Origin of the sequence: Methylophilus sp. 'Pure River' (genome assembly GCF_046765995.1) — a bacterium.
Classification (GTDB): domain Bacteria; phylum Pseudomonadota; class Gammaproteobacteria; order Burkholderiales; family Methylophilaceae; genus Methylophilus.
The window spans coordinates 30,982-52,831 of record NZ_JBKOUE010000011.1; the positions used below are offsets into that span (position 1 = coordinate 30,982).

General features: G+C 51.5%; 23 protein-coding genes. 14 read left to right on the forward strand and 9 right to left on the reverse strand.

Going from position 1 to position 21,850, the window contains the following annotated elements; genetic code table 11:
- Nucleotides 1-10: 10 nt before the first annotated feature.
- On the reverse strand, nt 11-2,557 hold the full coding sequence (gene mutS, locus ACIDE9_RS12935; protein ID WP_411995127.1) for a DNA mismatch repair protein MutS: 2,547 nt from the start codon (nt 2,555-2,557) through the stop codon (nt 11-13).
- A gap of 871 nt (nt 2,558-3,428) precedes the next feature.
- Nucleotides 3,429-4,244, reverse strand: a complete 816-nt coding sequence (locus tag ACIDE9_RS12940) for an inositol monophosphatase family protein (protein WP_411995128.1) — start codon at nt 4,242-4,244, stop codon at nt 3,429-3,431.
- A gap of 83 nt (nt 4,245-4,327) precedes the next feature.
- Between ACIDE9_RS12940 and ACIDE9_RS12945 the strand changes: the two genes are divergently transcribed.
- The 10 genes from ACIDE9_RS12945 to fdx all read left to right on the forward strand — a co-directional run bounded on the left by ACIDE9_RS12945 (nt 4,328) and on the right by fdx (nt 12,565).
- Entirely contained in the window at nt 4,328-5,080 is a 753-nt protein-coding gene (locus tag ACIDE9_RS12945) for an RNA methyltransferase (RefSeq protein ID WP_411995129.1), read from the forward strand.
- A 76-nt stretch (nt 5,081-5,156) separates the two neighbouring features.
- On the forward strand, nt 5,157-5,891 hold the full coding sequence (gene cysE / locus ACIDE9_RS12950) for a serine O-acetyltransferase (RefSeq protein ID WP_194742621.1): 735 nt from the start codon (nt 5,157-5,159) through the stop codon (nt 5,889-5,891).
- A gap of 108 nt (nt 5,892-5,999) precedes the next feature.
- Nucleotides 6,000-6,470 (forward strand): Fe-S cluster assembly transcriptional regulator IscR, encoded by a 471-nt coding sequence (iscR, locus tag ACIDE9_RS12955; protein WP_411995130.1) that lies wholly within the window; start codon nt 6,000-6,002, stop codon nt 6,468-6,470.
- A 9-nt stretch (nt 6,471-6,479) separates the two neighbouring features.
- The gene (locus tag ACIDE9_RS12960; protein ID WP_411995131.1) at nt 6,480-7,631 is read left to right on the forward strand and encodes a cysteine desulfurase family protein; all 1,152 of its coding nucleotides are present in this window, start codon (nt 6,480-6,482) and stop codon (nt 7,629-7,631) included.
- A gap of 25 nt (nt 7,632-7,656) precedes the next feature.
- Nucleotides 7,657-8,874: an IscS subfamily cysteine desulfurase gene (locus tag ACIDE9_RS12965; RefSeq protein WP_411995132.1), complete on the forward strand. Its 1,218-nt coding sequence runs from the start codon at nt 7,657-7,659 to the stop codon at nt 8,872-8,874.
- A gap of 181 nt (nt 8,875-9,055) precedes the next feature.
- Nucleotides 9,056-9,436: a Fe-S cluster assembly scaffold IscU gene (gene iscU / locus ACIDE9_RS12970; RefSeq protein ID WP_019882635.1), complete on the forward strand. Its 381-nt coding sequence runs from the start codon at nt 9,056-9,058 to the stop codon at nt 9,434-9,436.
- Between the two features lie 4 nt (nt 9,437-9,440).
- A complete protein-coding gene (gene iscA / locus ACIDE9_RS12975) occupies nt 9,441-9,764 on the forward strand; it encodes an iron-sulfur cluster assembly protein IscA (protein ID WP_194754228.1) in 324 nt (107 codons plus the stop codon).
- A 48-nt stretch (nt 9,765-9,812) separates the two neighbouring features.
- Entirely contained in the window at nt 9,813-10,325 is a 513-nt protein-coding gene (gene hscB / locus ACIDE9_RS12980; protein WP_411995133.1) for a Fe-S protein assembly co-chaperone HscB, read from the forward strand.
- A 6-nt stretch (nt 10,326-10,331) separates the two neighbouring features.
- Nucleotides 10,332-12,221: a Fe-S protein assembly chaperone HscA gene (gene hscA / locus ACIDE9_RS12985; protein ID WP_411995134.1), complete on the forward strand. Its 1,890-nt coding sequence runs from the start codon at nt 10,332-10,334 to the stop codon at nt 12,219-12,221.
- 2 nt (nt 12,222-12,223) lie between these two features.
- Nucleotides 12,224-12,565, forward strand: a complete 342-nt coding sequence (gene fdx, locus ACIDE9_RS12990; RefSeq protein ID WP_194754225.1) for an ISC system 2Fe-2S type ferredoxin — start codon at nt 12,224-12,226, stop codon at nt 12,563-12,565.
- A 73-nt stretch (nt 12,566-12,638) separates the two neighbouring features.
- Here fdx and ACIDE9_RS12995 read toward each other — a convergent pair whose 3' ends face one another.
- The 4 genes from ACIDE9_RS12995 to ACIDE9_RS13010 form a co-directional block, all read right to left on the reverse strand.
- On the reverse strand, nt 12,639-13,283 hold the full coding sequence (locus ACIDE9_RS12995; protein WP_194754224.1) for a carbonic anhydrase: 645 nt from the start codon (nt 13,281-13,283) through the stop codon (nt 12,639-12,641).
- A gap of 56 nt (nt 13,284-13,339) precedes the next feature.
- Nucleotides 13,340-14,926 carry a SulP family inorganic anion transporter gene (locus ACIDE9_RS13000; RefSeq protein ID WP_411995135.1) on the reverse strand — a complete coding sequence of 529 codons (1,587 nt, stop codon included), beginning with the start codon at nt 14,924-14,926 and terminating at the stop codon, nt 13,340-13,342.
- Between the two features lie 115 nt (nt 14,927-15,041).
- Nucleotides 15,042-15,329, reverse strand: coding sequence for a hypothetical protein (locus tag ACIDE9_RS13005; RefSeq protein ID WP_194754222.1), 288 nt, complete (start codon nt 15,327-15,329; stop codon nt 15,042-15,044).
- Between the two features lie 84 nt (nt 15,330-15,413).
- Nucleotides 15,414-15,665, reverse strand: coding sequence for a hypothetical protein (locus ACIDE9_RS13010; protein WP_411995136.1), 252 nt, complete (start codon nt 15,663-15,665; stop codon nt 15,414-15,416).
- A gap of 56 nt (nt 15,666-15,721) precedes the next feature.
- Between ACIDE9_RS13010 and ACIDE9_RS13015 the strand changes: the two genes are divergently transcribed.
- Genes ACIDE9_RS13015 through ACIDE9_RS13025 form a run of 3 tightly spaced genes read left to right on the forward strand, consistent with a single transcriptional unit; the run spans nt 15,722 to nt 19,008 of the window.
- On the forward strand, nt 15,722-16,573 hold the full coding sequence (locus ACIDE9_RS13015) for a LuxR C-terminal-related transcriptional regulator (protein ID WP_411995137.1): 852 nt from the start codon (nt 15,722-15,724) through the stop codon (nt 16,571-16,573).
- A 3-nt stretch (nt 16,574-16,576) separates the two neighbouring features.
- Nucleotides 16,577-18,556: an ATP-binding protein gene (locus ACIDE9_RS13020; RefSeq protein ID WP_411995138.1), complete on the forward strand. Its 1,980-nt coding sequence runs from the start codon at nt 16,577-16,579 to the stop codon at nt 18,554-18,556.
- A complete protein-coding gene (locus ACIDE9_RS13025; protein ID WP_194754219.1) occupies nt 18,553-19,008 on the forward strand; it encodes a response regulator in 456 nt (151 codons plus the stop codon). Before ACIDE9_RS13020 ends, ACIDE9_RS13025 begins: the two co-directional genes overlap by 4 nt.
- A 3-nt stretch (nt 19,009-19,011) precedes the next feature.
- Here ACIDE9_RS13025 and ACIDE9_RS13030 read toward each other — a convergent pair whose 3' ends face one another.
- Nucleotides 19,012-19,266 carry a hypothetical protein gene (locus tag ACIDE9_RS13030; RefSeq protein ID WP_411995139.1) on the reverse strand — a complete coding sequence of 85 codons (255 nt, stop codon included), beginning with the start codon at nt 19,264-19,266 and terminating at the stop codon, nt 19,012-19,014.
- A gap of 206 nt (nt 19,267-19,472) precedes the next feature.
- Between ACIDE9_RS13030 and ACIDE9_RS13035 the strand changes: the two genes are divergently transcribed.
- Nucleotides 19,473-19,805: a PepSY domain-containing protein gene (locus ACIDE9_RS13035; RefSeq protein ID WP_411995140.1), complete on the forward strand. Its 333-nt coding sequence runs from the start codon at nt 19,473-19,475 to the stop codon at nt 19,803-19,805.
- A gap of 3 nt (nt 19,806-19,808) precedes the next feature.
- Here ACIDE9_RS13035 and ACIDE9_RS13040 read toward each other — a convergent pair whose 3' ends face one another.
- A complete protein-coding gene (locus ACIDE9_RS13040) occupies nt 19,809-21,170 on the reverse strand; it encodes an ATP-binding protein (RefSeq protein WP_411995141.1) in 1,362 nt (453 codons plus the stop codon).
- Nucleotides 21,167-21,847, reverse strand: coding sequence for a response regulator transcription factor (locus ACIDE9_RS13045; protein WP_411995142.1), 681 nt, complete (start codon nt 21,845-21,847; stop codon nt 21,167-21,169). Before ACIDE9_RS13045 ends, ACIDE9_RS13040 begins: the two co-directional genes overlap by 4 nt.
- Nucleotides 21,848-21,850: the final 3 nt, after the last annotated feature.

A 21,850-nucleotide genomic window follows, 5' to 3' on the forward strand; every position in this document is an offset into this window, starting at 1 on the left:
GGTCAAATCCTCACAATTGTTTTTTTAAAGAATACAGTAACTCTAACGCCTGCTTGGGCGTCAGGTCATCCGGTTGAATACGCTCTAACTCTGCGACCAGGGGATGCAAAGGCGGTTCCTCTGGCGCATGACTTACCGCAAACAAATCATTTTGTGGTGTAGCGGCAATGGTTTGGTTTTCCAGTTGTTGCAGTTTGCGCTTGGCCAGTTGCACCACAGACTTAGGAATACCGGCCAACTGCGCCACCTGTATGCCGTAACTCATGGTCGCGGCGCCCTCTTCTACCTTATGTAAAAACACAATACCCTGACCATGCTCCACCGCATCCAGATGCACATTGGCGGCATGCTTAGCTTCATCGACAATGCGAGTCAGCTCAAAGTAGTGTGTGGCAAACAAGGTCAACGATTTGTTTTTCTCCAGCAACTGTTTAGCCACGGCCCAGGCCAGGCTCAAACCGTCAAACGTACTGGTACCGCGGCCAATTTCATCCAGCAACACCAGGCTATTGGCACTGGCATTGTTGAGGATATTAGCCGTTTCCGTCATTTCCACCATAAAGGTAGAACGACCACCGGCCAAGTCGTCAGATGCCCCAATGCGGGTAAAGATACGGTCAACCTCACCAATGACTGCCGTTTGTGCTGGTACAAAACTGCCGCAATAAGCCAATAATACGATCAATGCGGTCTGCCGCATAAAGGTGGATTTACCACCCATGTTCGGGCCAGTAATCAGCAATAATTGCCGATAGGCATTGAGCGTGACGTCATTCGCCACATAAGGCTGGGCAATGCTTTCCACCACAGGATGGCGGCCATGCTGAATATCGAGGCCAATCTCGGCACGAAACTCAGGTTGCACATAATTGAGTGCCCGTGCCCGCTCGGCAAAACAGGCCAGTACATCCAGGCTGGCGACCGCCGTGGCGATACGTTGCAACGTGGTAATGTGCGGCAACAGTGCATCCAGCACCTGCTCATAAAGCATTTTTTCGCGCGCCAAGGCACGCTCATTAGCACTCAGAACCTTATCTTCAAACGCTTTAAGTTCAGGAGTAATAAAACGCTCAACGTTTTTTAGTGTTTGGCGGCGGCGATATTCCGGTGGCGCACTTTCGGCCTGCAAGCGGCTGATTTCAATATAAAAACCATGCACACTGTTATATTCAACCTTGAGATTGGCAATACCGGTACGGGCTTTTTCTGCAGCTTCAAATTGCAATAAGAAGTCACCATGATCGGTCTGAATCGCACGCAACTCATCCAGTTCGCCATCGTAACCAGTGGCGATCACGCCGCCTTCGCGCAACACCGCAGAAGGCTCCGCCTGAATCGCCTGCACCAACAACTGCAACGCATCAGAGGGCGCTTGCAACTCACCCAGCAACCCTTGCAATAAAGGAGACATGGCTCCTGGCAATGCCGCAACCAGCGCAGGCAATTGCAACAAACTATCACGCAAACCAGACAAATCACGCGGACGGGCCGTTTTCAGAGCAACCCGTGCCGTCATGCGCTCAATATCGCCTATCGGATGCAGCGCCTGCTGCAATGCACTATCCAGAAACTGCCCCAGCAACTCAGCCACTGCCAAATGACGCTGCTGGATGAGGTGCTGGTTGCGCAAAGGATGATGCAACCAATGACGTAACAATCGCGCGCCCATGGCCGTTTGTGTTGAATTCAGCAATGAATACAACGTCGGCGTGGCTTCACCACGAATGGTGGTATCAATTTCCAGGTTGCGGCGTGTCGCCGCGTCCAGTTGCAGGTAATGATGGCTCTGCTCTACACGTAAACCGGCAATATGCGGCAACGCCGTGCGCTGGGTATGCTTCACATATTCCAGCAAAGCCCCCGCCGCCGTCACTGCCGCAGGCATTTCAGCACAACCAAAACCACCCAGGTCATGCGTATTGAATTGCTGCGTCAAACTGCGGTTAGCGGTATCCAGGTCAAACTGCCATGGCGCCAAGCGCTTTTTAGCGCAACGTGACTGTTGCAATACCTCTGAACTATGGTCCTCTGCAATCACCAGCTCGGCAGGATGAATACGCTCCAGCTCTTGCGACAAATGTCCGGGCGCGATTTCACTCAACACAAACTCACCAGAGGCCAGGTTGAGCCGCGCCAAACCCAGTAAACCTTCCCCTTTGGCCACACACAGCAGCGTGTTATCACGTGTCTCATCTAGCAGCGCCGCATCCGTCAGGGTGCCAGGGGTGAGGATACGCGTCACCTCACGCGCTACCGGCCCTTTAGACGTTGCCGGATCACCCACCTGCTCGCAAATGGCCACCGCTTCGCCCATTTTCGCCAATTTGGCCAGATACCCTTCGGCTGCATGGTAAGGCAAACCTGCCATCTTAATCGGCTCGCCATTGCTGGCACCACGGCGGGTCAGTGTAATCCCAAGCAAACGCGACGCTTTTTCAGCATCCTCAAAAAACAGTTCGTAAAAATCACCCATGCGGTAAAACAGCAGCATATCGGGATACTGTGCTTTCAACGTCAGGTATTGACGCATCATGGGGGTGTGATTTTCGAAGGCCATGCAGGGAAACTTTGATTTAGAGAGGTTGGAATAAATAGCCAGTGCATCTTACAACAAAAGCATGTTTTTTGCCGAGCGTGCTGATAGAAAGACGATGATGGAAGAAAGTTATTCTTCAAAGAGATATGTTTATATAGCAGTTTCTTTCGCCTTGCTGGCGAGTTGCTTTTTTTGCTTGCACAAAGCGAAGGTTGTTTGATGAGCGATCTATTTCGCCTTTTCGGCGACCATTCTTTCTTATGCCTGTCCATAAGAAAGAAGGCAAAGAACAAGACACCCCAGCTTCCGCTTGTTTCCTGTGTTGCTCGTCAAAGCGGGCGTCCATCGAAACTCGCCCTGACAAGCCACACAAGACGTGGCTCGTTGCGGAACTCGAACAGCCGATGGTCGACATCCCCCACTTCGCCTGCGCTACTCGGCGCGGCAGATGGGGACCCAAACACCATGCGACTGCAACCGTTCGCGAATTGAAGAAAAAGAATCTGGTTTTTAGATCGTCCGCATTTATGAAATGTGAGTTTGGCGAGATAAATCCCATTCCATCACGCTGAGTAGCGGAGACAAAACAAGGGAGAAGGGAGCGACTGTCTGAGCACCGCGGCAGCTTGCGTAGTGTGCAAGCTGCTAGGGCGAGTTTCGTGACCGCTTATTTTGTTGAGCAACGCAAGGGAGCCTTTAGGCCGTGATGGCTGGGTGTCTTCCTCCTTGGTTACTTTCTGGGGGACAAGCACCAGAAAGTGACTCGCCAACAAGGCGAAACAAACCGCCACAAACAACCACTAATTAAGGAATCTCCGTCCCGACCAATCACCCACAAAAAATAAACCCGGATATTTCTATCCGGGTCTACTTATCCATCCCAATCAAAAAACTACGCGACCAATGTCGGTGTCTTGATCCGCTCAGTTAAGTGCGGTGCAATCACTTGCAGCATTTGCCCAAACACTTTCGGGTTCGCCGCAACGATATTACCGGTACGTAACCAGCTTTCATTGCCTTCAAAGTCACCGACAATACCACCGGCCTCTTGTACCAGCAACGCACCAGCAGCGATATCCCATGGCGACAGGTTAATCTCGAAGAAACCGTCAGTGAAACCGGCGGCGACATAGGCGAGATCCAGCGCGGCGGAGCCTGGACGGCGCAAGCCAGCTGTTTTCTTGGCCATATCGCGGAAGATATTGATATAAGTATCCAGATAGCTGAAATCTTTGAATGGGAACCCTGTGGAAAGCAATGCTTCTTGCAATTTGGTACGCTGGGTGACGCGAATACGGCGATTATTCAGAAACGCGCCGCTGCCTCTGGTAGCGGTAAACAGGTCGTTGCGCACTGGGTCGTAAATCACCGCTTGTGTCAGCACGCCTTTTTCTTGCAGGGCAATTGAAATACAGTAAGCCGGGAAGTTATGCAAAAAGTTAGTCGTACCATCTAACGGGTCGATAATCCAGATATTATCGGATTCGCTATTGGTTTTACCCGTTTCTTCGCCATAAAAGCCGTGGTTTGGGTAAGCTTCTTTTAATACATTGATAATGGCTTGCTCGGCATTGCGGTCAATTTCGCTGACAAAGTCATTGGTGTCTTTTTGCTCGACTTTTAAGGCGCCGATGTCCATGGCGCCACGGTTGATGATTTTGCCTGCTTCACGCGCGGCGCGAATGGCGACATTCAGGATTGGATGCATGCTGTGGGATCTTGATTCAACTGATAAAATGCTATTTTAGCTTTTTACACGCTTAGCCACAAACATAACGGCAACATTTACCCATGTCATCTACTCCAGAATCTACAATCTTTGCCAATATTCGTGTCGTTTTATGCCAAACCAGCCATCCTGGCAACATTGGTTCTACTGCACGCGCCATGAAAACCATGGGTTTAAGCCGCCTTTACCTGGTACGCCCCAAGCACTTTCCGGATAGCGAAGCAAACTCGCTGGCGGTAAATGCGGCTGACTTACTGGAAACTGCCGTGGTGACAGAAACACTGGAAGAGGCATTGGCCGATTGCCAGTTCGTGATTGGCGTCAGTGGCAAGGAACGCTCGCTGTCGCAGCAGGTGATGACGGTGCGCGAAGCGGCACAAGAAGTAAAATCCGTCGCGAGCCATAGCCAGGTGGCATTGGTATTTGGCACGGAAATGAGCGGCCTGAGCAATGCCGAGGCTGATCTTTGTCATGTGTTGGCGACGATTCCGGCCAACCCTGAGTATACTTCGCTCAACCTGGCGCAAGCAGTACAAATCATGAGTTATGAAACACGTATGGCGATCACGACCGGGGAACTACACTACGAAGAAAAACCAGCCGAGCTCGCCACGCAGGAAGACCTGGAGCGTTTTTACGAGCATATGCGCGAAGTCCTGGAACATATTGGCTACATCAACCCGCGCGCGCCTAAAAAGCTGTTTGAACGCCTGCGCCGCCTGTATGGCCGTAGCCGGTTAGAGAAAGAAGAAGTGAATTTATTGCGTGGCATTTTGACGCTGACAGTCAACCCGAAAAAACACAGCAAATACTAAGCTTGCAATTGCGCGTTTAGTGTAAATAGCCGTGCCAGCTTTAGACGCGCGCCTAACTTAATGGCATAATGCGCGCATGTTTAAGCACCTCAAAGAAGATATTTCGATTGTGTTTGACCGCGATCCGGCGGCGCGTACCCATTTCGAGATTCTGACCACTTACCCTGGTGTGCATGCCCTGATCCTGCATCGATTCAGCCATTGGTTATGGAGTCATCGTCTGTATTGGCTGGGGCGTGCCCTCTCCCACTTTGGGCGCTGGATTACCGGCATCGAAATTCATCCCGGTGCCACCATAGGCCGCCGCGTATTTATTGATCACGGCATGGGTGTAGTGGTCGGGGAGACAGCCATTATTGGCGATGACTGCACGCTGTATCATGGCGTGACTTTAGGCGGCACCAGCTGGAACAAGGGCAAACGCCATCCGACTTTGGAGTCTGGCGTCGTCATCGGCGCGGGCGCAAAAGTGCTGGGGCCAATTACCATTGGAAAAAATGCCAAGATTGGCTCGAACGCGGTGGTGGTCAAAGATGTGCCAGACGGCGCGACAGCCGTCGGCATCCCGGCGCGTATTCTTGAAGAGGAAAAAGCCAAACAACGCCAGGATGCCGCGCAAAAAATGGGCTTCAGCGCCTACGCGGTTGGCAACGATGAAAATGACCCCATGATCAAGGCCATCAACAGCCTGCTCGACCATGCCCACAAGCAAGAGTCCGAGATCGCAGAACTAAAAATACAATTAGCCAAACTGAGCGATACTGAAACCGATACCAATGTTGGTGAGGCTTTTGCCAAAAAGCCCGAATAGCCACCTTCTGGCAACACGACATCAAGCCCTGAACTTTTTGGGCATAATAATTGACTAAAACAGTAGGTTATTATACAATTCACCTCTGTTTTAAAAGGTCATCTCAAGATGCGATTAACTACCAAAGGACGTTTTGCTGTTACCGCAATGCTGGACATCGCGCTCTACGAAGCGGACAAACCAGTCACCTTAGCTGGCATCAGTGAGCGTCAAAGCATTTCACTGTCTTATCTTGAACAGTTATTTAGCCGCTTACGCAAACAAGGTCTGGTTTCCAGCGTGCGCGGGCCAGGCGGTGGTTACCGTATTGCCAAATCGCACCACGAGATTTCAGTCTCTGACATTATCACAGCCGTGGACGAACAAATTGATGCGACGCAATGTGGCGGCAATGAGAACTGCCACGACGAAGGCCGCTGCATGACGCATGAGCTGTGGGCGTCATTAAATAGCAAGATTCTGGATTATTTGTCCGGTGTCAGCCTGGCAGACATGGTTGATATGCAGCGCAAAAAAAGCGCAGGTACGATCGTATTCGCACCGAGAAAATGTGGCTCTGAAGCAACCATTGCCGCCTAATATTTGGCTATGACAACGAAAAACGTCTTCCTAGACCACAACAGCACCACGGCGTTAAATCCTCAGGTGCTGGAAGCGATGCTGCCCTGGTTGAGCCAGCCAACGGGCAACCCGACCAGCCGCCATGTGTTTGGCCGTAATGCACGCGAAGCGCTAGAGCTGGCCAGGAAACAGATTGCAGCTTGCGTCGGTGTGCAGGCGTCGCAAGTCGTGTTTACGTCTGGCGGCACAGAGGCCAATAACTTTGCCATTAAAGGCATCACGGCGAACCTGAGTCCGTCACAGTTACTGATCAGCGGCATTGAACATCCGTGCGTGACACGCCCGGCACAGTCACTGGCCTGGCATGATTGGAAAGTGGTCACTATTGGTGTGGACAGTCAGGGCGTGATTGACTTGGCACAGGCCGAACAAGCACTGAGCACTCGCACAGGTTTAGTCTCGGCCATGCTGGCAAACAATGAAACCGGCGTCATACAACCAGTCGCCGAATTGGCAAAACTGGCAAAAGCACATGGTGCGTTATTGCATACTGATGCCGTGCAGGCATTTGGCAAAATCCACGTCGACATGAGCGCTCTGGGCGTGAATGCGATGACGATCTCCAGCCATAAAATTGGCGGGCCGATTGGCGTCGGCGCATTGATTATTGATAAACGTGTAGACATTGGACCCTTGCTGCATGGTGGCGGTCAGGAGCGTGGTCTTCGTAGCGGCACAGAAAATGTCGCTGGCGTGATTGGTTTTGCTCAAGCTTGCCAGTTAGCGATGGAAACCCTGGACACGCGCCATACGGCAGTGCAGCGTTTGCGTGAGCAACTCGAAGCGGGGTTAAACCAGTTAGGCGCCACAATTTTTGCGCCACAGGCCAAGCGCCTGCCTAACACCAGCTTTTTTGCCATCACGAATATTGAAGGCGAAACATTGGTCACAGCCCTGGATAAAGCAGGTTTTGCCGTGGCTAGCGGTTCAGCCTGCTCCAGTGACAGTACAGAGCCTAGCCATGTTTTGCTGGCCATGGGCATCACGCCAGATCTGGCACGCGGTGCAGTGCGTGTCAGCCTGAGCGATAGCAATACCAGTGAAGAAATCACACAGTTTTTAGCAGCGTTGCAGCAACAGGTGCAGCGTCTGAAAGGATTAAATGCCGTTGCGGCATAAGACTTTAATTGAAAGAGCATGAGACATGTCTGAAAGAAAGCCGATTTACCTGGATTACTCTGCGACCACACCGGTAGACCCCCGTGTTGCGCAAAAAATGATTCCTTACCTGACCGAAGACTTTGGTAACCCTGCTTCGCGTAGCCACCCGTATGGCTGGACCGCAGAGCACGCGGTAGAAAACGCGCGTGAAGAAGTGGCCAAACTGGTCAATGCCGATCCACGTGAAATCGTCTGGACATCAGGCGCAACGGAGTCTAACAACCTGGCGATTAAAGGTGCCGCGCACTTTTACGCTGGCAGCAAAGGCAAGCACATTATCACCGCAGCCACCGAGCACAAAGCGGTGCTGGATACCGTGCGTGAACTGGAACGTGAGGGCTACGAAGCGACTTACCTGCAACCAGAAGCCGACGGCCTGATTGACCTTGAGAAATTCAAAGCTGCGATTCGCCCGGACACGGTATTGGCCTCCATCATGCTGGTCAATAACGAAATCGGCGTGATTCAGGATATTGAAGCGCTGGGCAATGTATGCCGCGCCAATAATATTATTTTCCACGTCGACGCGGCACAGGCAACCGGCAAGGTCGCGATTGATCTGGAAAAATTGCCAGTGGACTTGATGAGCTTCTCCGCACACAAAACCTACGGTCCTAAAGGCGTCGGTGCCTTGTATGTGCGCCGCAAACCACGTATCCGCATTGAAGCGCAAATGCACGGCGGTGGTCATGAGCGCGGCATGCGTTCAGGCACGCTGGCGACGCACCAGATTGCGGGCATGGGCGAAGCTTTCCGCATCGCACGTGAGGAAATGGCCAGCGAAAACGAGCGTATCCGAGCACTGCGCGACCGTTTGCTGAACGGCTTGTTGCAGATTGAAGAGACTTATGTCAATGGTGACCTGGATCATCGCGTGCCGCATAACCTCAACGTCAGCTTTAACTACGTTGAAGGCGAGTCATTGATCATGGCAATCAAGGACATTGCTGTCTCCTCCGGCTCCGCATGTACCTCTGCCAGCCTGGAACCTAGCTATGTACTGCGCGCACTGGGCCGTTCTGATGAACTGGCACACAGCTCGATCCGTTTCAGCATTGGACGCTTTACTACTGAAGCCGATGTAGATTACACGATTGATCTGTTAAAGAGCAAAATTGGAAAATTGCGTGAACTGTCCCCATTATGGGAGATGTTCAAGGATGGAATTGATTTGTCCAAAGTAGAATGGGCGGAACATTAAAAATTGATCTTTGACCGCCTGGCGGCGTTGTCAAAGTGCTTGTTTAGATGGACTAAACGGCGCACTCTTCCGCCTTGCCAGACAGTCAAATCTGCAATTTTTACGAATTAAGTAATATTTTTTAAGGATTAAAAAGCGGCACAATCCTGTTGGTCGCGATTTAATTGATAGGAGCAACAACATGGCTTACTCAGATAAAGTATTGGACCACTACGAAAATCCACGTAACGTGGGTTCTCTGGACAAAAACGACCCGAATGTGGGCACCGGCATGGTCGGCGCGCCTGCGTGTGGTGACGTGATGAAGTTGCAAATCAAGGTGAATGATGCAGGCGTAATTGAAGATGCCAAATTCAAGACTTATGGTTGCGGCTCTGCGATTGCTTCCAGCTCGCTGGTGACAGAATGGTTAAAAGGCAAAACACTGGATCAGGCGCAAGAGATCAAGAACTCTGCGATTGCTGAAGAGCTGGCATTGCCGCCAGTGAAAATTCACTGCTCCGTGCTGGCAGAAGATGCAATCAAATCAGCGATTGCTGACTTGAAATCCAAACAAGGTTAAGCATATGGCAATTACCCTGACTGAAACCGCAGCCAACCGCGTGGAAAAGTTTCTGGCTAACCGTGGCAAAGGCCTCGGTTTACGCCTGGGCGTCAAAACCACGGGCTGTTCAGGCATGGCCTACACGCTGGAATTTGTGGACGAAATGCAAGCGGAAGATGTGGCATTTGAAAGCCACGGCATCAAGGTCATTGTCGACCCGAAAAGCCTGGTGTATATCGATGGCACTGAACTCGACTTTACCAAGGAAGGCTTGAACGAAGGCTTTAAGTTCAACAACCCGAATGTGAAAGACGAGTGCGGCTGCGGCGAGTCATTTACCGTTTAACGTTTGCTGTAAATACATGCAGCATGCGTGTATTTACAGCCATCGACTATGCAAAACTACTTCGCCCTCTTTCAGCTACCGCAACAGTTTGAGCTAGACATGGCGGTGCTGGATGCCCAGTACCGCAAGTTACAAGCAGAAGTCCATCCGGATAAATTTGTGAATGCGTCACCCGCCGAACGCATGCAATCCATGCAAATGGCCACGCAGGTAAACGAAGCTTACCAGGTGCTCAAACAGCCGACGTCACGCGCCCGCTACCTGCTGCAACTGCAAGGTATTGCCACCGATGAAGAAAACAACACGGCCATGCCGGGTGATTTTTTGATGGCGCAAATGGAGTGGCGTGAAGCCATGGATGACGCCAGGTTTGGCAAGGACATCCCCGCGCTGGATGCGTTACTGAAAGAAATGCGCACGCAAGCCAAGGCCTTGCAGCAGCAAGTGGCCAATGAAATTGTGGCCGCCCCGACGCAGGCCGCCCTGACGGTACGCAAGCTGCGGTTTATTGATAAAGTGAGTGAAGATGTGAATCAGCTGATCGCTCAGTTGGAAGATTAGAGTTTCATGGCCTTATTACAGATTTCCGAACCTGGCTTATCCCCTGCCCCGCATCAACACAAATTGGCAGTGGGCATTGATCTGGGCACCACCAACTCCCTCGTGGCCACTGTACGTAGCGGCATGAGCACCGTATTGCATGACGAACATGGGCACGCCCTGTTGCCGTCTGTGGTACGTTACCTGCAGGATGCCGTCATTGTCGGCCATGAAGCACAGGCAGCACAAAGTCTTGACCCGGTGAATACCATCGTCTCGGTCAAACGCTTTATGGGTCGCGCCTTGCACGACATCACCGACAGAGCACATATTCCCTATCATTTTGTGGAGAATGACAGTTCGCAAGGCATTCTCGAAATCAAAACGCGTGCGGGTTTGAAAAGCCCGGTCGAGATTTCTGCCGAGATTTTAAAAACCCTGAAAGCCCGTGCTGAAAAAGCATTGGGGGGCGAACTCACAGGCGCGGTCATCACCGTGCCCGCTTATTTTGATGATGCACAACGCCAGGCCACCAAAGACGCAGCTCGCCTGGCAGGCTTGCATGTATTACGCCTGCTCAATGAACCCACTGCCGCTGCGGTCGCCTACGGCCTGGACAATGCCGCCGAAGGCGTCTATGTCATTTATGACCTGGGCGGTGGCACCTTTGACATTTCCATCCTGCGCCTGAGCAAAGGCGTATTTGAAGTGTTGGCCACCAACGGCGACTCTGCCTTGGGTGGTGATGACTTTGACCATCGCATTTTTTGCTGGGTGCTGGATCAGGTACGCAGTAAAACCAAGGACTTCAAACCTCTCAGCGAAGAAGATACCCGCCTGCTGCTGACCAAGGCACGCCAAGCCAAAGAATGGCTGACCGATAACCATGAAGCTAACATCGCCTGTAAACTGAGCAACGGCGCCCTGGTCGATGAAACCTTGTCGGTCGCCCAGTTTGTCGCGCTCACCGAGCACCTGGTGATTAAAACCTTAAGCCCGACGCGCAAAGCCATGCGCGATGCAGGATTAAGCATAGACGAGATCAAAGGCGTGGTCCTGGTCGGCGGGGCAACACGTATGCCGCATATCCGCCATGCGGTGCAGGCATTCTTCGAGCAAGAACCACTGACCAACCTCGACCCGGATAAGGTCGTCGCCCTTGGCGCAGCCATACAAGCCAACGTGCTCGCCGGTAACCGCAGTGGCGATGAATTACTGTTACTGGACATCACGCCGCTTTCACTCGGCCTGGAAACAATGGGCGGATTGGTAGAAAAAGTGATTCCTCGCAATTCGACTTTGCCGATTGCACGCGCGCAGGACTTTACCACCTATAAAGACGGCCAAACCGCGATGGCCATTCATGTCGTGCAAGGCGAGCGTGAACTGGTCAGTGACTGTCGTTCATTGGCACGATTTGAACTACGCGGCATTCCGCCGATGGCAGCTGGGGCCGCCCGTATTCGCGTGACGTTTCAAGTCGATGCCGATGGCTTGTTATCCGTCAGTGCGCGTGAACAAACCAATGGTGTGGAAGCCAACATCACGGTGAAACCCTCTTATGGCCTGAACGAAGACCAGATCACCAGCATGCTGAAGGATTCATTTGGTGCAGCCGAAAGCGACAAAGCAGCGCGTATGCTGCGCGAGGCCGTGGTCGATGCGCAACGCCTGATTGAAGCGATTCAAGCCGCGCTGGCTGAAGATGGTGACACATTGCTTAATGCAGACGAACGTCAACAAATACAAACCCATATTGATGCCCTGCTGGCTTTATGCCAGGGCACGGATAGCCATGCGGTTAAACAGGCGAGCGATGCACTCAACCATGCCACAGAAGACTTTGCTGCCAAACGCATGGACGCCTCAGTACAAAAAGCCCTTGCCGGCAAAAACCTGGATTCACTGGAACTCTAAACATGCCAAAAATTACCATATTGCCTCATGCTGACATCTGCCCTGAAGGGGCCGTGATCGAAGCCGATAAAGGCACCTCCATCTGTGACGCGCTGCTCAAGCACGATATTGATATTGATAATGCCTGTGGCGGCGTCTGCGCCTGTACTACCTGCCATGTCGTGGTACGCGAAGGCTTTAATAGCCTGAATGAGATTGAAGAAGACGAAGACGACATGCTGGACCGCGCCTGGGGACTCACACCACAATCGCGCTTATCTTGCCAGGCCATTTTGCAAGACACCGATGTCACGGTAGAGATTCCAAAATACAGTATTAATCTTGCGAAAGAAGGCCATCACTAAGCCTGTTGCCGCCAGTTAGCCCAATAAAAAAGCCGATGCATGCATCGGCTTTTTGTTTCATGCCTATGGCTGATTAACCAATAAAGGTATCTTCCAGGAAGTCCACTTTACCGGTAGAGATATCGTAGACCGCGCCGACAATACCGATCTGCTTGCTTTGCAACATATCATCAATAATGTCACTGCAACGAATGATAGTATCGATCTGGTATTTCACATTCAAGGCGCAAATCTTCTCTACAAAATCACTGTTTTTTGAATTGCGCTGGGCCGGATCGGTAATGGTCTTTTCGTGACGGATAGAAGGCTTGATCAGGTTGATAATCTCGCCAATATGCCCATCTTTAAAGTCATCACATGCAGCTTTGACTGCGCCGCAAGAAGTATGGCCCATGACCACAATCAGTTTGCTGCCCAGGTACTTGCTGCCAAACTCCAGGCTGCCGATGGCTTTGTCTGAAGCAATATTACCAGCCAGGCGCACGCTGAACACATCTCCCAACGCCTGGTCAAATAACAACTCCACTGGTGCACGTGAGTCACTGCAGCTCAAAAAAGACGAGAACGGATGTTGTTTATCCTTAGTGATTTGAATCAGGCTTTTGAAGTCTTTGTCCTGCTCGCGGTCGGTAATAAACCGGTGATTGCCTTCAATCAAGATATCCAGTGCTTCACGCGCGGTCATTTTGTCGCGGTCGAGTAATGGGTGCTTGTACATATTGTGTATCCTCTACTAATGAATTATTTGCATGGCTGATACGCCATGCTTTTTGGTTAATGTCCCAGCATATGCTTGGGTGGTTTGAAATCAATGGTTTCTACATCAATATTTTTCAATTTGGCATGCTGTTGGTAGCCATGGATAAACTCCACCACATCATAGGCAATTGATTTGCTGTTGGTACAATCAATCACCACTTTGCTATTCGGTGGAATGGCTTCCAATACCTCCAGGATGCTGGCCTTGTTAAAGAAGGAAACCTCTTCCGCCAGCACTAACTCATACACCTCTTTGCCGTCTTTGGTAGAACGCGTTTGCTTGATGTAGTGCGAATTGCGGTAGCTGTGATGCAAGGTGAAGAATATGGCAATCACCAGGCCCAGGCCGATGCCGGTCAGCAGATCGGTAAACACGATCGCGACTATCGTCACAATAAACGGCACAAACTGCTCCCAGCCCAACTGGTACATTTGCTTGAACAGTTTAGGTTTAGCCAGTTTGTAACCCACCATAATCAGGATGGTGGCCAGACTAGCCAGAGGAATCAGGTTGAGGAAGCTGGCAATGGTAATTGCACTCAGCAATAGCCAGAAACCATGCAAGACTGCAGACAATTTTGTTTGCGCACCAAAAGTCACGTTGGCACTACTACGCACAATCACCTGCGTAATCGGCAAACCACCAATCAGCCCTGACACAATATTACCCAAGCCTTGCGCCTTGAGTTCTTTGTTGGTCGGCGTCACACGTTTGTGTGTATCCAGTTTGTCAGTCGCTTCGACACAAAGGAGTGTTTCCAGGCTGGCGACAATGGCCATGACCAACGCAGTTTTAATCACCAGCGGCTGCGTGATCTTGCTGAAATCAGGATGGGTAAAGAAGCTGGCAAACTCGCCCAAGCTGCTCGCTACAGGCAAGCGCACAATCTGGTCGTCACTCAAGGTGAAATTCAACCAGCCGCGCATAAAGGCCACGTTGAGCAAGATACCGACCAGCACCACCACAATCGGCCCTTGCAGCAGTTGGAAAATCCGGTGTTTTTTGGTCAGCACCGTATCCCAGAGGATCAGAATCGCGAAAGACACGGCTGCAATTAAGACTGCGCCAGGCGTTAACAGGTCCCATGCCTGCAAAATATCACTGAAGGTATCATGCCCTGCAAACGCGTCAAACGATTCATCGCCTTCGTAGTCCGCATCGTAACCAAATGCATGCGGAATCTGCTTGAGGATAATCAGCAAGCCTATGCCTGTGAGCATGCCGGTAATCACTGAAGATGGCACAAAGTAGGCAATAAAACCGGCCTTCAACTGCCCCAGCAAAAACTGGAATACACCAGCGAGCACCACCGCCGCCAGAAAAACTTCATAAGAACCCAGGTTGCCAATGGCCGCCATCACAATCACAGCCAGGCCAGCTGCCGGGCCACTGACACCCAGTTGCGAGCCGCTGGCCAGGCCAACAACGATGCCGCCGACAATCCCGGCAATCACGCCCGAAAATAGCGGCGCACCCGACGCCAGCGCGATACCTAAACAAAGTGGCAATGCCACAAAAAACACGACAATGGAGGCTGGTAAGTCTCGATTGATGTGCTTGAACAAGTCTAGCAGGCTAGACCCCTGCACTGAGGTTGACATGGTGTATATCCTTCACAAACAAAACTATTGTTATATTGTTAATTTTTATAATTGACGTTATGACACACAAAACCCCGCAATGATGCGGGGTTATTGTTAGAGCGGTATCAGCGAATTAATCCGCTGTGGTGCTACCGGTATATGGACGTTTGCCAATAAAGTTCAAACGCATTTGTTGATGTTTATCGAAGCCTTTTTCCGGCTTGTCAGTCACGATGCCCGCACCTACCCATTTTTCATCGGAGTTTTGTTTCGCTACAGGTGTTTTGGCATAAGGACGCTGACCTAAAAAGTTTTTATGATGCAAATCTTTTACGCCCATGTCCTGATCCAGTGTTTCCTCTGCGTGTACATTAGCCATTAAACCAAATGTCACCAAGAGTGCCAATAATAATTTACTCATTTATCGCTCCTACATAATTTATTTGTGTATACACCTGGGGCAGGTGTAAGGTAATTATGTGCCAACAACCTTACGCAACACTGACTAGAAAGCACGCTTGCCCAGGTTGTGCAGTTTTAATACCTGCTGCTGGTTGTTTGGCTCCACACGCAGTGTAGCCCCTACCCATGCTTGCTCAGCATCAGCCTTGGCAACCACTTGTTGATAAGGACGCTTACCCAGGAAATTTACCTGATGTGCTCTTTGCACAGCCTCTACATTAGTGTCAGCTGCCTGCACAGGCAACACAACACTCAAACCCAATACCACGGCAACGATAGCAGTTACTTTACGCATATTATTTCTCCTTTAATTGTCTTTCAGACCAGTTGTTTCGTTTTGTATGAATGTTGATGCATTCACGATGGTTTGCATTGTGCCCGTGGTCTGGCAACAAAAAATCTACCGATATAGGTAGTTCGGTATATACTAAACGGCATATGCTGAATGACAGCCCCCCACCCACAGAAAGCGCGTTTGCCTTACGCAATGCGCTTAAACAATCGCAGGTACAACTGGCTCACGACAGATTGTTTGAACGGCTTGGACAGAAATTGTTCATGCATGGCTGGTCTGAAGACTTACTACAATGGCTGCTTGATGAGTTGTGCATGCAATTCGGCGCGGCACATGGCCTGATTAGCCAGCAGCATGCCGGGGCATTGAAGATACTGGCGCAACGTGGAAAAACTTTTCCGGTCGGCGCTCGTGTGCCCATGTTGGGCGCGCTGGGACAATGGCTGAAAGAACCCATACACTTTGAAGTACACGCGCAATTTGTGCCCAGCCTGTGGACCCTGCAAGCAAACACTTCACCTGCCATGCATTGCTACCACTTGCCCATCGCCTGCCAGCAACGCGCTGTGGGGTTACTCGGCCTAATCACCGGCAACCCCTTAAGTCCCAGCAACCTGCAATTACTACATAGTGTCTGTGGCCTACTTGGATTCGCACTGCAAGGACACAGCCAAACCGCCACAGCCATTGATGATAGCTACCTGCAAAAACTCACGCCCCGTGAGCGCGAAGTCTTCGCGCTGCTGCCTTCAGGCGCAAGCAACGCCGCATTAGCGCAAAAACTGGGCATCTCGCCGGGCACCGTCAAAATCCATATTGAACGTATTCTAAGCAAACTGGACCTGAACGACCGCACGCAGGCCGCCGTCAAAGCCGTTGAGGCCGGATTCAAAAGTGATGGGTTATAACAGATGAAAGTCATACTTCATGCCATGACGAATGCCACCCACCGCATGGACCGCTTGTGGCAGGATTTATCGCTGACCACCAAAGGCATTGTGCTTAATGCCCTACCCTTGACCGTATTGCTGGCCTCACTGGCCCTGATTTTTGAAAGCGAACAACAAGCCGCACTGCTGGAAAGACGCGTGCAAAATGCGCTACAAATCCAGCAGGATATCCAGACCCTGCAAACCCTGTTGCTCGAAGCCTCCACCGGCGTGCGTGATTTCCTGCTGACAGGTAACCGCCAGTTTCTGACAGGCTACGAAAGCGCCAGACAAAGCATGCCACACCTACTGAGTTCACTGGAACACAACCTGGATGACCGCTCGCAACAACACCTGTTGCAAGTGATTCATCCATTGGTCGCCAAAAACCTGGACGACCTGGCGACCCTGGCTAGCCACAGTGAAGAAGAGGCTGATGAAGCACTGATTGGTAAATTCAGCTCACAGGGCAATGCCTTAAATCAACTGCGTGCCCATCTTGAGCGCATGAGCTTGCGCGAATCCGCCATCGTTAACCAGGACAAAAAAGAAGTGGTGTACGAACGCAAGCGCAATTTACGCATCACGCTGATGGCCGTGATTGCGGGCGTAGTCGGCTCGCTGATTGGCGTCTGGCTGTTTACCCAAACCATTGTTGCCCGCGTCAAAACCATACGCGATAGCGCCATACACCTGGTCAAGGGCGAACCTCTGGCCTTGCCTAGCATCAGCCGTGACGAGTTGGGTGAACTCACCAGTGAACTGGAGCATGCCTCGCAATTGCTGACACAAAGTGCGCAGGAAGCGCACCTGGCCCGTGTAGAGGCAGAAGAAGCCAGTGCTGCCAAGAGTAATTTTTTATCACGTACCAGTCATGAGCTGCGCACGCCATTAAACGCGATTTTGGGCTTTGCGCAGATCCTCGAAAACGACTTGCCCGAAGGGCGGCAAAAAGACAGCGCCACGCTGATTCATAATGCCGGCCAACACTTGCTGAAGCTGATTAATGAAGTACTGGATATTTCGCGCATTGAAAGTGGCGATATCAGTATGTCTATGGAAGTCATCGCCCTGAATCTACTGCTAGAAGAAGCCTACCACTATCTCAAGCCACTGGAAAAAGTGCGCGACATCACCATAGAAACGCATTTTGAGCCTGATTTGAAAGTGCGCGCCGACCGTCAGCGCTTGCTGCAGGTGATTTTAAACCTGCTGGCCAATGCTTTGAAATATGGTCCAGAAAACACCAGCGTCATCTTCAGTGCTTACCGCCTAAACGGTCATATCCGTGTCGATGTGAAAGACCAGGGGCAAGGCATCCCAGCAGCCTTGCGCTCGCGGCTCTTTACCCCCTTTGATCGGCTGGGGGCTGAGCGCACCGTGACTGAAGGTACAGGCTTGGGCCTGGTGCTCAGCAAGCAACTGATGGATGCCATGGGCGGCCAAATCGGCGTTGCCGAAGACCAAAGCCTGTTCTGGATCAGCCTGCCAGAGGCAGTTCAGGCCACCCCAGTGACAGCCATGAACAAAGAGATTGCCATTGACGCTGCGCCGCACCGCGCAACGTCGGCTACGCCCGCAGCCAAACGCCACATCCTCTATGTAGAAGATAACCATAGCAACCAGGCCCTGATAGAAGCCATATTAAGCAAACACAGGCACCTCAAGCTACACCTGGCGGCCAGTGTGCAAGAAAGCATGGTCTGGTTGCGCGATATGCAGCCAGACTTGCTGCTGCTGGACCTCAACCTGCCGGATGGCTCGGGAGAATCCTTGATCCAGCATATTCAATCCAGCCGCACAGACTTGCAACATATCCCGGTGGTGATTTTAAGTGCAGACGCCTTGCCGGAAACTATGCAACGCCTCAACACCCTAGGCATCGCGCATTACTTTACCAAGCCGTTGAATGTCGCCGCTTTTAACCAGTTATTACTAAAACTCCTACCAGAGACCCCATGAATATAGAACAACTACGTGCCTCCAAAATTTTAATCGTCGATGATGCCGAGGCCAATCTGCGACTGCTGGAAGAGTTACTGACCAAGGAAGGCTTTGAGCAAGTCATCAGCACAACCGACTCGACCAAAACCATGGACCTGGTCAATGCGTTTCAACCCGACCTGATTTTGCTGGACCTCATGATGCCGGTACTGGATGGTTTTGCCGTCCTCGACCAGCTATCACACCATGTCGGACCGCATGAATACCTCCCCGTGCTGGTGCTCACCGCAGACGCTACCATCGCCACGCGCCGCAAGGCACTGGCATTGGGTGCAAAAGACTTTTTAACCAAGCCTTTTGACCCGATGGAGGCCATGCTACGTGTCTGGATACTGCTTGAGACACGCTGGTTGTTTACTCAACTCAAACAGCACCAGCCTAACCTGCAACTACCAGGCTATTCATCCTGATAGTTAGTCAGTTGCTACTGGTGCAAGATAAGCGCGTTTACTTACAAATTGTAAATTTGTGCGCGCACTTAGCGCCTGTAGGCGAATATCTTTCTTCAGGCTTGCGCCCTCCCAAGTCTGATCTGCATTTGCAGTAGACAGCTCAAACACCGGTCTTTTCGCAATGTTTTGAGTGACAACAGACTGATCCGCCATTGCAGATCCAGCAAATGACATAGTAACCAAACCAATTAAACCAACTAATTTCACTATTTTCATCGCACGCTCCTTTAATTGAGACTTCACTATTGCCGCCTTTGTGAGACGGATTTGATGGTGTTCACTCTAGCGCACTTGCCTTACAGCAGACTTTCACAAATCTTTCACCAAACTGAATGCCTGCCCGCAACATCTATCTGTGTTTTCAGCTTGAATTAAGGCGCGTGCAGTATCGTGAATACTCAATCAATCACATGGAGATCACGATGCATAAAGCCTCAAACAAATCCGTTAACCTGCTCATGATCGCTCTATTCTTAGGCGCGATGGCCAGTCAACCTGCGCTGGCAGACGATGATGACGTACAAAAGATGTCTGAAAAAGCCAAAGCGTTTGGCCTGATTTCACATGAAGAAGCACAAAGCAAAGCGCTGGCAGCCAAGCCCGGTGTGGTGAAAGAGGTCGAACTGGAGCGCAGAAAATTCAAATCCGGCTGGGATTACGAAGTTGAAATTGTCGATAGCAATGGTGCCGAATGGGAAGTATATATCGATGCCAAAACCGGCAAGGTCAACAGCATCAACCGCGACTGGTTTTAAGGCTTAAACGCTGGTGCCTACCGACGTGGGTGCCAGCGTCATCTGGATGCGCAAACCACCCAGTCGCTCAGAGTGCGTGAGCGTCACCTGGCCGTGGTAGTGCTGCACAATATCCTGCACAATCGCCAGCCCCAAACCACTGCCGGGTTTGGATTCATCCATACGCATACCGCGCTGCAACAACGTATCCAATGTCGGCGCGCTGCTACCTGGGCCATCATCTTCAACCACAATCTGGATCACGTCTTGCACTGATACATGTAACTGCACCTGACCGTGACACCATTTAAAGGCGTTATCCAGCACATTACCTAGCAACTCCAGCATGTCTTCACGGTCAACCATCACGCGGGCCTGCCCATCGTGCTGCCAGGCAAATGCCACTGTCTTATTGCTATAAATCCTCTGCAAAGTGGTCACCAGTTTAGGTAACTCTACATCTAAATCAGTCTGCTGGCTGGTGTAAACATCGCCCATGAGTCGTGCGCGTTTTAATTCACGTTCGACATCATGGTGTATCTCTTCGCTACAGTTTTGTATCATCTGCCGTAACTGCGTATCCCCATCCACGGATCCGTTACCCGCCAGCAATTGCAACTGCGCCAGGCGGGTTTTGAGCCCATGTGCCAGATTGCCAATGGCCAGGCGTGAACGCCGGGTTTTCTGGCTGGTACTTTTGAGGATGCGGTTAAACTCGTTGACCAGCGGCATGACTTCAGACGGGCCGCCGGCATTAATCTGCTGTACCTCACCGCTAGCGACTTTTGCCAGGTTTTCCTTGATGTGCTGCAAAGGCAGCAGTGTATTCACCACAATCCAGCGCTGTAATGCCAGCAACGCCAGCAAACCCAGCAAGGAAAACACGCCATACAACCAATGAAACAGGCGCAGGCTTTGCTGAAGCTCGACCAGGCTTTCTGCAATATAAATCGTGATGGTGCGTTGCTGTTTACGGTAAGCATGCCCCAATAGCAGCAACGGTTGCGATTCCGGGCCGCTAACATGGCTGACCCGCTCCTCACCGACCTTGAGTGCACTCACCGGCATATCCACATCCCACCAGGAGCGAGACTGTATCTTGTGTGCAGCGTCCTTGCCTGTATTGTCTAGCAGCACAATAAAATAGCGGCCAGAAAAGGGGCGCTGATAACTGGTTGTAATCAGTCGCGGCTCCAGCGCCAATTCTCCGCGCGCGTTCACCGACACGCCGGCCAGCAAGCCTTCGGCTTCTTGTTGCATACGCGCCGTCATTTGCGACTGGATTAAATGGTCTATGGTAAAGGTGACCACCGCCCATTGCAGCGTCAGCAGCCCAACGAGGCTCAGCATCAAGCCCAGCGATAGCTGTCTGCGCAGCGACTTCATGCGCCCACACCTGACGTCTGGCCACCTGTAAACAGATAGCCCTGACCACGTTTGGTCTGGATGCGGTCGACACCGACTTTCTGCCGCAAGCGGTTGATATAGACCTCAATCACATTGCTGTCTTTATCTGCATCATAGGCGTAGACATGCTCGGTGAGTTCGGTTTTAGAAAAAATTCGCCCGGGATGCAACATCAGGTAGCGCAGCAACCTGAACTCGGTACCCGTCAATGCATGCGCAGTGTCGCCCTGCCAGATGGTTTGTGTCTGCTCGTCCAGGCTTAAATCTGCCACTACCAGCGCGCCATTCACTACACCCACGCTACGCTTATGCACGGCACTGATACGTGCCAGCAATTCCTCCATATGGAAAGGCTTGGTCACATAGTCATCCGCGCCCAAATTAAATGCCTCCACCTTCTCCTGCCAGCTGCTGCGCGCGGTTAATACGATTACCGGCATACTGCCAGGCTGTGCACGCCATTCAGCCAGCACATCCAAACCAGGCTTGCCCGGCAAACCCAGATCCAGGATCGCCAGGTCATAGGGCTCAAGCGTACCTTGTATGCTGGCCTCACTGCCCTCTTGCAGCCAGTCGCAAGCATAGCCCGCCGCTTTGAGTGCCTGCTGCGTCTGGGCGCCGAGCACAGCGTCATCCTCTACCAACAGCAAACGCATACT